General features: G+C 56.5%; 14 protein-coding genes. 1 reads left to right on the top strand and 13 read right to left on the bottom strand.

What is annotated here, in order from left to right:
* The first annotated feature begins 739 nt into the window (after positions 1-739).
* Positions 740-1,345: a FimV/HubP family polar landmark protein gene (locus tag BN1135_RS11020; protein WP_042021040.1), complete on the top strand. Its 606-nt coding sequence runs from the start codon at positions 740-742 to the stop codon at positions 1,343-1,345.
* On the opposite strand, the gene BN1135_RS11015 is transcribed toward BN1135_RS11020, so the two are convergent.
* From BN1135_RS11015 to BN1135_RS10955, 13 genes are all read right to left on the bottom strand, one after another.
* A complete protein-coding gene (locus tag BN1135_RS11015; RefSeq protein ID WP_082186779.1) occupies positions 1,342-1,755 on the bottom strand; it encodes a type IV toxin-antitoxin system YeeU family antitoxin in 414 nt (137 codons plus the stop codon). The two genes, BN1135_RS11020 and BN1135_RS11015, sit on opposite strands and share 4 nt — an antisense overlap.
* Positions 1,756-1,757: 2 nt before the next feature.
* Positions 1,758-2,072, bottom strand: a complete 315-nt coding sequence (locus tag BN1135_RS11010; RefSeq protein ID WP_042021038.1) for a hypothetical protein — start codon at positions 2,070-2,072, stop codon at positions 1,758-1,760.
* Between the two features lie 84 nt (positions 2,073-2,156).
* Positions 2,157-2,513, bottom strand: coding sequence for a hypothetical protein (locus BN1135_RS11005; RefSeq protein WP_042021037.1), 357 nt, complete (start codon positions 2,511-2,513; stop codon positions 2,157-2,159).
* Position 2,514: 1 nt separating this feature from the next.
* Complete coding sequence (locus tag BN1135_RS11000) at positions 2,515-3,057, bottom strand: hypothetical protein (protein ID WP_042021035.1); 543 nt, start codon at positions 3,055-3,057, stop codon at positions 2,515-2,517.
* 70 nt (positions 3,058-3,127) lie between these two features.
* Positions 3,128-3,415: a hypothetical protein gene (locus tag BN1135_RS10995; protein ID WP_223290123.1), complete on the bottom strand. Its 288-nt coding sequence runs from the start codon at positions 3,413-3,415 to the stop codon at positions 3,128-3,130.
* Positions 3,412-3,774, bottom strand: a complete 363-nt coding sequence (locus BN1135_RS10990; RefSeq protein ID WP_042021031.1) for a hypothetical protein — start codon at positions 3,772-3,774, stop codon at positions 3,412-3,414. The genes BN1135_RS10995 and BN1135_RS10990 overlap by 4 nt, the downstream gene beginning before the upstream one ends.
* Positions 3,771-3,986 (bottom strand): hypothetical protein, encoded by a 216-nt coding sequence (locus tag BN1135_RS10985; RefSeq protein WP_042021030.1) that lies wholly within the window; start codon positions 3,984-3,986, stop codon positions 3,771-3,773. The genes BN1135_RS10990 and BN1135_RS10985 overlap by 4 nt, the downstream gene beginning before the upstream one ends.
* The gene (locus BN1135_RS10980; RefSeq protein WP_042021028.1) at positions 3,986-4,492 is read right to left on the bottom strand and encodes a hypothetical protein; all 507 of its coding nucleotides are present in this window, start codon (positions 4,490-4,492) and stop codon (positions 3,986-3,988) included. The genes BN1135_RS10985 and BN1135_RS10980 overlap by 1 nt, the downstream gene beginning before the upstream one ends.
* Positions 4,493-4,611: 119 nt before the next feature.
* Positions 4,612-4,950, bottom strand: a complete 339-nt coding sequence (locus BN1135_RS10975) for a hypothetical protein (RefSeq protein WP_175479090.1) — start codon at positions 4,948-4,950, stop codon at positions 4,612-4,614.
* 24 nt (positions 4,951-4,974) lie between these two features.
* On the bottom strand, positions 4,975-5,166 hold the full coding sequence (locus BN1135_RS10970) for a hypothetical protein (RefSeq protein ID WP_042021026.1): 192 nt from the start codon (positions 5,164-5,166) through the stop codon (positions 4,975-4,977).
* Positions 5,163-5,660, bottom strand: coding sequence for a RadC family protein (radC, locus tag BN1135_RS10965; protein ID WP_042021024.1), 498 nt, complete (start codon positions 5,658-5,660; stop codon positions 5,163-5,165). The genes BN1135_RS10970 and radC overlap by 4 nt, the downstream gene beginning before the upstream one ends.
* A gap of 91 nt (positions 5,661-5,751) precedes the next feature.
* Positions 5,752-6,060, bottom strand: a complete 309-nt coding sequence (locus BN1135_RS10960) for a hypothetical protein (RefSeq protein WP_042021022.1) — start codon at positions 6,058-6,060, stop codon at positions 5,752-5,754.
* Positions 6,035-6,463 (bottom strand): hypothetical protein, encoded by a 429-nt coding sequence (locus BN1135_RS10955; protein WP_042021020.1) that lies wholly within the window; start codon positions 6,461-6,463, stop codon positions 6,035-6,037. The genes BN1135_RS10960 and BN1135_RS10955 overlap by 26 nt, the downstream gene beginning before the upstream one ends.
* Position 6,464: the final 1 nt, after the last annotated feature.

Raw genomic sequence — 6,464 nt, 5'->3', positions numbered from 1 at the left:
ATCGCTTGGGCTTTTTTCTTATCTGAAATTTGGGTATGCCACGCAGTGTGCCACAGTGCCTTGGCTGCCCTTCTCCTCGATAGTACTGCTTTGGACACGTTATTAAGCCGATGAACCAATGCAAAACAGCCATTGTTACTTGCGCTTGATTTCCCCACCAACTCTTCACCCTGCTCTAAACGCTACTGTGGATGGCATGGAGCTTTAGGTACAGCATAACCCTAAAGCCCTTTTTTATTCTCGGTTACCGAGTTGCTCTAACAAGAGTAAAGCCTGCATTTGGGCAGCAGGGTGGGAACGGTTCCCCTTTTACACAAGTCACTTCATTTCCACACTTGGTGCACTTGTAGATCCCTGATTGAGGGACAATTTGGCCCGATTTGTACATTGAACACTCCAGTTTTGGTTGTGCATCACTCAAGGTGGCGATGCTTTATTCTATTTGGGGGTACTGGCATTGGGTTTCAATAGTTACCACTTAAAAAGTATGGTTATTTCCTGCGATATCTCAGATCAATGTCGATGTGGCAACCTGTCACGGTGAGTTCGAACGGGATACACCCTGCGTTGTCGGCGTTTTTGACCCAACGTAGCAGCTGAGGGCCTTGGCTGCCGTATTGCTTCGGACATGTTGTGTTCAGCTTTGGGTAAGGTGGTCAGCGGTAACATAGCTGCTGTGTCAGTCATCCGTTACCCTGCAAACTATCATCCAGGAGGAACAACCAACACCGTGAACCGAATGACCGCCCCCCTATTGACCCTCTGCCTTATGGCCATTCCCGCTTTTGCTGCCTCTACGTTCAGCTTTGAACGGTATGATGTGAAAAGCAACCAGCTGTATATGCATCTGGTGAGCCCAACCACGCAGGGGGATGTCTTGTTGCAGGTTGGTGAAAAGATGCTCCCCCTCAAGAATGCTAAGCTGGAAGGCCTGTTCATGCTCAATGTTCAGGTTCCTTGTGAGCAATTGACTGCTGGCACGACGCTTTATTGGGCTACTGGGCGTTCGTTGTTGCATGCCCCTATTCCTCCCCAGAATTGTCAGCTTCCCCGTGAGGTTACCCCTGTCACGGTCTTTGACAAGCAAGGCGAGTGTTGGCTGGATATCGGTGATAACACCTTGTGGCGAGCCGCGACCGAGGTTAGTAAGCTAAACAAAGCGACCGTGTACCAAAATATGTATGCCCTTTTTCTGGCTAATCGTACAGCCTTCTCCGGTGAAGACATCAACCGCCTTAAAAGCCCTTTGCTGCGATGCCCACCAGATCAGTTGATTGAGCAAATCCCCCCTCAAGATGCCCATCGCTTGTTTAAGGAGATGCTGGAGTTTAAAAAGCAATCCTAGGTAGAGGGTACATTTGTGGCATGATCTTTGGCTGTCTGCGCAGCCTGATAAATCGCAATGTAGATGTATCCGTGGCTGCCCAGGCTATCGGCTTCGCAGGTAAATTCTGCGTGCTGGACGGTAATGCGTTGCTGGCGTTGGGCATCGAGTTCACCCGTCAGCAATTTGCCCTCCTGTTCCTTGATGATGCTAGGAAAGGCAATTTCCAGCTGGTCTATTGCCTCCTCTACCCATTCGCCTACTAGTGATGCCCGATCTGACAGAACGTGCAGCCGGTGATGCTCCTGAATGAGACGAGCGCCAAAGCGCGGTGTAACAGTATGGGGCAAGCCCCACTGCGCAAAGATCCGGGTGGGCAGGTCTGGTGCTTCAGATTGTTGGCCATTGGTGTGGGTGGTTGTCGTGGTCATGATCAGCGATACCTCAGTTGAATGTCGATGCGGGTGCCGGGCACGTTGTGGCGCTGGCGTAGCCTGGTCAGATGCTCAGGGAGGTCGGTCAGGTTTGCCAGTCGCCCTCGGAAGAGCCGGGAGAGATTGACGTAGTCAGGATGGCTCACGGTGATGGTTACCTGATGCCCTGGCTGCCAACGGCCAAACAGGCGGGCTTTGGCCTCCTTGATGGTGGTGATGCCAGGAGCGGGTAACGTCTGCTGGTTGCGCAGATGCAGTTTGTTGAGCTCGGGGGCATAGCGATGCACCTCGAGTCCGGTGATAAGACGGGTCATGTTCGGTGACTCCAATGGTGCCAAGGGCCAGCCTGAGAGGGCTGGCCCTTTATGCTGTGTGTCGATGAGCAAGACAGTCGGGCGTCAACGAGCGCAGTTAGCCGTCTCATTGATAACTGGCTTGCAATTGAGCCGGTCCAGCAGGTGCAGCGAGCCGTATTGAGCCACCAGACGGTCAATGGCCATCTGGGCACAGGCCGTTCTGCTGGGCTTATTCTCAGGTATGGCGTAACGAGCGGTCAGCCAGCCACCGAGCAGCGCGATGCGATAGCCGCTCGGGATGTGGGTGAGCGAGGTGCCTATGCCCCTCCCGTGAATGAGGAAAGGCACTGCCTGCCCACCAATGTCGATATCCATGCGCTGGCCCTTGAGCTCGAAGGTGGTGAGCTCGCCAGTTTGGGGATGTTTGCCGGGCACCTTGATAGTGATGTTCTTTGCCATCTCACACCTCCGGTTTGGCTTCAAAGTGGTGGGTCACAATGCCTGCCTCCGGGTCGATAGTGATAAACGCTGGAGCCTGCGGGTGGTACTGGTAGAGCCGTGCCAACTCAGCTCGAAAGGCTTCGATGTTTGGTGCAATCACATGGTTGGTATCCCCCTCGGTGTAGGTAAAGGTCTCCAGCGTCTCTGTGTTAATCCAGATACCGAAGTACCACGCATCTTCTTCGGTGTCGTACTGCTGCCACCCTTGGGCCAGTAGTGTCCGGTCGTAGTAGTAACGGTCTGCCTGATGGCTACCCCGGTCGATGCGGCAGCCTGTCACCGTGAGCTCAAGCGGGATACGTCCCGCCTTGTGAGCTTGCTTTACCCGACGCAGCAGCTTGAGGGCCTTGGCTCTGCTGCAACTATTACCGAATGGATGGGGCTGTGTGGCCCGCAATGCAAGGTGGGTCATTATCTTCGGCGCGGTGTTGTGGTTGAGCTGACCGATAGCTGCGGTTATCTGCTGAGCGGTCAGAGTCTTGTAATCACGCAGGTCGTGCATGGTGTGGCTTCCTTCAAATGCAAACAGCCCCTCGGCGTGAGGGGCTGCATGGGGTTAGGGGGAGGATTGTCTACAGCCATTGTTTGAGGCGATTGATGTCTCGCTGATAACGACGACGGTGGCTGTGCCAAATCACCCGTTCGGCGGCAGCCTCCAGCAAGGCCGTGGTCACGGTGCGAGGCAGGACCAGATTTGCCCCATCCCAGTTATCCAGGTCCAGTCCGCCGAAGCGCACCAGACTGGCCAGCTGCGCATCGAGCTTGCTGGTCAGCTCCAACGCGATGAACTCCTCGATATGGGCTCGGAGCCTCGCAATGGCGGCCTCTGGCGACATTGTTGGTGCTGTGGGTGTTGTCACGTGTGGCTACTCCAATCCGGCGCGTCGTTGCTGCCGTGGTTGACGTAGGCTCCGACTATCACCCGTTGCCACTCGCCGACCGGCTGACCCGCAGCATTACAGGCACAGCGAAAGCGGGCGAAGTTAATCTCTCGTGGCAGGTGCTCACGCATATCCCGTGGACTGACAAAGAGCGTGGTCTTGTGCAGCACCGGGTTGGGCGCAACAATGGGGCCACCAATACGCCTTCCCTCCACATCGTGGGCATAGGCAAAGCCCGGTAGCATCAACTGCTGACTGATGAGCTTGGCGAGCCCTGAATGGGCACACATGGCCTCCGCTACGGCGGCCTGGCTAAAACTGTCATTGAACGTAATCATTGTTGTTTCTCCCTTTCTGCTGGTGAACGGTAGGCCGCTGCCAGCAGCGCAAACTGTTCGACCAGATAGCTGATACTGATGCCCAGTTCATCACTGACCCCATCCCCGAGGCGGTGATGCAGGTGTGCCATGTCATCGGCGATGCGTTGAGCCAGGTGGGCCGTTGAACTCGGTGGTGAGTTTGTCACCGTCAGGGTGATGGAGAGGTTCATCACATCTCTCCCCAGGGGGCTTGTTCCCACAGTGACAATCGGGTCAGCACGTCTTGCGCCAGCGCTTGCTGCAACTGCTGTATTACCTTGACCAACCGAGGAGCATGCTCAGGGCTCCCACTCCATTCACTCGATTGGTACAGGGCGCAGCAGGTGAATTTGTAGAGGGCTACCAGTTCGGCATCGGTGAGTGGTGCCTGGTGGTAACGATGGGCAGGTTTAACCGGTCCCAGCTTGGTCGAGCGGCGCTGGCTTGGTTCCTTCTGGTCCTGCTGACGCCCAAGCTGATAGCGATGCCAGACAGCCCGCCGATTGGCGAGCATCATTAGCCGTACCAGCCGGTCTACCCGCCACGTCCCGGTACTGGTGACATCCATTGGTGAGTTCCACCAGAGGGTGCGCAGCAACTCAAGGGTGTAATGAGGCGGCATCGGGGCATTACAAAAACGGTGCAACTGAACGGCAAAGGCAAGATAGTCCTTGCGATCGATCATGAAGGCAGACATGGGCATGGCTCCTTGAAATGCAAAAGGCCACCTTTGGTGAGGTGGCCCTGTGGGTTGTGTCGGAATATCCGGATCATGGTATTGGCTCTAATGATCCGGGTGAACGATCGACCTGTATGTTATTGCTGCGCCTGCTCTGCGTCTGGGTAAGCCGCATCAAACTGCATGGCGTAGAGCGCACAATCAATGCCGTTGACGGCATCGTGATGCGGGTAATAGGGCGGTGCGTCTCGGGATCGCTCGAAGTAGTCGCCAAAACAACTGAGGCACTCGCGGATCTCGATGGTGGATCCCCGCAGCAAAGCCTCTTCAAACTGCTTGGCATAACCCTCGTCGTCACGCGCCTTGGTGACGGCTTTTTCCAGTAATGCCAGCGCCTCCTCGTTGCAGGCGGTAGCCAGGCCATGGCGTAGCTTCCCGAGCGTTTCCTCGAGGGAATAGGGGTTGAGTAATCGCATGGCGCTTGTCCCTTCTTGGCGCGGCTAATGGCGCAGATGATGCAGCAGGGCATCAATAGCTTCGACACAGTCGGCCTGGGTGAGTTGGTGGCCGCTCGGCAGGTGAGCCACGATAGCGGGCGCTGCCTGCATCTGGACGTTGTCTGCAAGCCAGCAACGCAACTCGATGAGGATATCGATGACGGTGAGGTGTGATTTGCCAGGGGGAATGTTCATAGCAGGCCTCGCTCGGCCAGCGAGACTACGCCCTCGGCACCGACCACCAGATGGTCAAGCAATCGCACATCGACCAGCGCTAAGGCCTCTTTGAGGGCTTGGGTAAAGACCCGGTCAGAGTGGCTGGGTTCAGGGTCACCGCTGGGGTGATTATGCACCGCGATGATGGCCCCACAGTTGAGTAACAAGGTCCGCTTGACCACTTCCCGTGGGTAGATGCTGGCGCTGTCGAGGGTGCCACGAAACAGCTCCTCAAAAGCCAGTACGCGATGTTGGGAGTCGAGGAACAGTGCCCCAAACACTTCGTGCTCTCGCTCTTGCAGCAGGGTTTGCAGCCGCTCAGCGGCCTCCGTGGTGCTGGTGATGGCGGTGCCTTTAGCCAAGCGCTTCCTGGCAATCTGATTGGCGATTCGCAGCAGGTCTTGCTCTGTCACCGGCTCGGTGACGACATAAGTGCCGGGGCATTCCCCGGCTTTCAGCTTGTGGTAACGCATAGTGGAATTCTCCAAATAAACAAAACCCCGGCAGGCAGGAAGCATGTCGGAGTTAAAGGCAAAGAGGTTGTTGGTTCACTGTGAGGGGTGTTCAGTTGGCCTTGGTGGCGGCTTCTGCTCCTGCTCCGGCTGTAGGGGCACGCTTCACCGGCATCAGCGATTCGGGGACTAACACTGTGAGTGGGATAGCGAGCGCAACGCTCAGCCGTTCAGCCAGTTCATAGGCTGGGCCGATGGTGTCGTCGTCAGCAACCCAGGTGGCCAGTGCCAGCCCGCTGGCCTCCACGGCCCGCAGATAAACGCTGTAGCCGTGCACGGGTATGCCACTGTCACGTACCACCTGTGTTTCCCCCTCTCGGTTAATCGCTTCCAGCTCAACGGCTATCGGTTGTTTGGGCATCTTCTGCCTCCTCTTGGGGTAAGGGGTCACTCTCCACACGATAACCGTGATGAATGCAGGTACGCTGCAGGTCAGCCAGGAAACTTGCCAGTACACGGGGCTGGTCAGAGAGTGAGACCGGTCCTGCCTGGCCGCGCCAGAAACAACGACGCTTAGGGTCAACGCAGATTTCATCCATGGGCTGGCTCATGGTGCGCCAGTCCTCGGCATTGGTGAGGGAGAGCAGCTGCCACTGCACGCCAGACCAACGCAGATGCAGTGTGACGGTGCGGGCGTTTGGACTATCAGGGGTTAGGTGCAGCAACCAGCGCTCGCTCTGGCGAGTTGGTTGTAGTTTGGCCTTGGCCGCGACCAGTCCCAGCCACTGGCGTGAGTAGTGGGAGAGCGGCAGTTCGTTAGTCATC

Origin of the sequence: Aeromonas sobria, assembly GCF_000820145.1 — a bacterium.
In the GTDB taxonomy this organism is placed as follows: Bacteria; Pseudomonadota; Gammaproteobacteria; order Enterobacterales; family Aeromonadaceae; genus Aeromonas; species Aeromonas sobria.
Note: the sequence above shows the minus strand (reverse complement) of the source record. Positions and strands in the feature narration are given on the sequence as shown.

Coding starts and splice junctions, on each gene's coding strand:
- BN1135_RS11020 (WP_042021040.1), top strand. CDS start 740: ATGACCGCCCCCCTATTGACCCTCTGCCTTATGGCCATTCCCGCTTTT.
- BN1135_RS11005 (WP_042021037.1), bottom strand. CDS start 2,513: ATGGCAAAGAACATCACTATCAAGGTGCCCGGCAAACATCCCCAAACT.
- BN1135_RS11015 (WP_082186779.1), bottom strand. CDS start 1,755: ATGACCACGACAACCACCCACACCAATGGCCAACAATCTGAAGCACCA.
- radC (WP_042021024.1), bottom strand. CDS start 5,660: ATGCGTTACCACAAGCTGAAAGCCGGGGAATGCCCCGGCACTTATGTC.
- BN1135_RS10960 (WP_042021022.1), bottom strand. CDS start 6,060: ATGCCCAAACAACCGATAGCCGTTGAGCTGGAAGCGATTAACCGAGAG.
- BN1135_RS10955 (WP_042021020.1), bottom strand. CDS start 6,463: ATGACTAACGAACTGCCGCTCTCCCACTACTCACGCCAGTGGCTGGGA.
- BN1135_RS11000 (WP_042021035.1), bottom strand. CDS start 3,057: ATGCACGACCTGCGTGATTACAAGACTCTGACCGCTCAGCAGATAACC.
- BN1135_RS11010 (WP_042021038.1), bottom strand. CDS start 2,072: ATGACCCGTCTTATCACCGGACTCGAGGTGCATCGCTATGCCCCCGAG.
- BN1135_RS10985 (WP_042021030.1), bottom strand. CDS start 3,986: ATGAACCTCTCCATCACCCTGACGGTGACAAACTCACCACCGAGTTCA.
- BN1135_RS10980 (WP_042021028.1), bottom strand. CDS start 4,492: ATGTCTGCCTTCATGATCGATCGCAAGGACTATCTTGCCTTTGCCGTT.
- BN1135_RS10975 (WP_175479090.1), bottom strand. CDS start 4,950: ATGCGATTACTCAACCCCTATTCCCTCGAGGAAACGCTCGGGAAGCTA.
- BN1135_RS10970 (WP_042021026.1), bottom strand. CDS start 5,166: ATGAACATTCCCCCTGGCAAATCACACCTCACCGTCATCGATATCCTC.
- BN1135_RS10990 (WP_042021031.1), bottom strand. CDS start 3,774: ATGATTACGTTCAATGACAGTTTTAGCCAGGCCGCCGTAGCGGAGGCC.